Origin of the sequence: Periweissella beninensis (assembly GCF_016908275.1) — a bacterium.
In the GTDB taxonomy this organism is placed as follows: Bacteria; Bacillota; Bacilli; order Lactobacillales; family Lactobacillaceae; genus Periweissella; species Periweissella beninensis.
Genome location: NZ_JAFBDN010000056.1, coordinates 1 through 1,793, shown reverse-complemented (window position 1 = coordinate 1,793; position 1,793 = coordinate 1). Strand labels below are relative to the sequence as shown.

The following is a 1,793-nucleotide window of genomic DNA, read 5'->3' as shown; positions in this document are numbered from 1 at the left end:
TCACAATCACTAATCGAATTATTAGTACAATGATCCGTTCAACAATCGTCCCAATGTATTACAAAGACTATTTTGTTAATTTTGCACCAGAACCTTATTTTTCACATTAATAAAAAACAAGTCGCAGATGATAGTAGTTACAAGTTAGATGATCTAGTTTATATTGACGATAAGATAAGGCAAGAAGAAAGTGAAAATGAATTAGTTTTGCAGGCAATGGATAGTCCATATACAAAGCTGCTTATGGAACAATTTCTATTGTCATATCTGGACCTTATGGATAAAAAAATATTAGCAGGACTACAGAAAAATGTTTATCCACTCTATGACGACTTAAAAGCCTTACGTGGCTTAAACGGTGTGAAAGAGCATTTGGCATATATAAAAGATAAGCAAGATGACTATTCAAAAAAGAATATTACTAAGTACCTTAAAAAATCGATTGAACAGTATCTACCAATCGTTAAAAGGCAGGATATAGATCATGAGTGAAAACTAAAAAACAATCCGAGAACTTGCTGATGAATTTAATGTATCTAAACAAGCAGTTAGAAAAAGATTGACTGATGAATTTAGAGAAAATTACGTAGAAACCGTATATAGCAACGGAGTGAAAACGTTGGTAGTAACGGTTACTGGTTACATGCTTTTAAAGCAGCATTTTTTAGGTGGTAACAATACTGGTAAAATCGCTAGTAACGTTGATGGTAACGGTGGCAAAGTAAATGATACCAGTGATAGTAAGCAAACAACTGATGGAGAATCTATACTTACAATATTAGAACAACAATTAACCGTTAAAGACAAACAATTAGAAAATAAAGATTTACAGATAACTCAAATGCAAAGCTTATTAGATCAGCAACAACGGTTAGCATTACAGGATAAAAAATTATTAGAGGAGTATAAGGTAGAAATAAAAAACTTAAAATCGTTAAATACACCAACAAAAGATAGTGAAGAAAACGACTCTATTCAAAAAGAAACTTCAGTAGAAAATATGAAAGAAGCACCCCAAAAGAAAAATAAAAAGTGGTGGAATTTTGGTAAATAGGTTCAACTAAATAAGAATTTTGTTTACAGTTATTCAAGCGGTTTCTGACGTGTTACAGCCTTATGATAATGTCTTTTTCTATTGTGCAGACGATAGAAGATCCAATAGAACGATATACATGATTGATACAAGTGATATGATTGTTTCTTTCATACTTTTTGTGGTGTGCACTTGTTGCTCGAATTATTTAATTATTTTTTGTTTTGATATGCAACACAATCCAATTTATTGAATTCGGGGTAATGTATCATTGTGTGCTGTTCTCTTATATGAGAAATAATTTTTTTGAATAAATTATGTTGCACATCAAAAAAATTATGAGTATTACTCGCTTTTCCATATGGGTTTTAATTATAAATTGAATATTCGGCATATTAATGTATAATCTTGTTTTTTTTATTATTGCTATAGTATAGTTTTTGTACCTACCATTTATTAATAAGACAGGGAAAGAAAGATGATAAAAAAAATATTTGAAGTTATTCATGGAATATATCCTAAAGGGGACCCTTTTGTTATACAACATTGGAATACTTATGTTAAAAACCCGTCCTTATTTACATCAATTAAAAATAATATGATATCAGATCCACTAAAATTCAAAAACAAAGGTGCTGTATATGCTCAAAGAAAAGATAAGGCACTGAACTGACCCCCATAAATTGGAGTGATGTTTTAAGCGATTAATTGGATGGCATGTTTCCGGAATTCAACCGGAGTCATGCCGTCCAATTTTTGT

General features: G+C 30.6%; 1 protein-coding gene and 1 pseudogene. Both read left to right on the top strand.

Features of this window, described 5'->3' with window-relative positions; genetic code table 11:
- Window positions 1-90: 90 nt before the first annotated feature.
- Window positions 91-492 (top strand): annotated as a pseudogene (locus JOC59_RS09225) (RepB protein); the annotation flags it as partial.
- Window positions 493-505: 13 nt separating this feature from the next.
- Window positions 506-1,054 (top strand): DNA-binding protein, encoded by a 549-nt coding sequence (locus JOC59_RS09220; RefSeq protein WP_250966277.1) that lies wholly within the window; start codon window positions 506-508, stop codon window positions 1,052-1,054.
- Window positions 1,055-1,793: the final 739 nt, after the last annotated feature.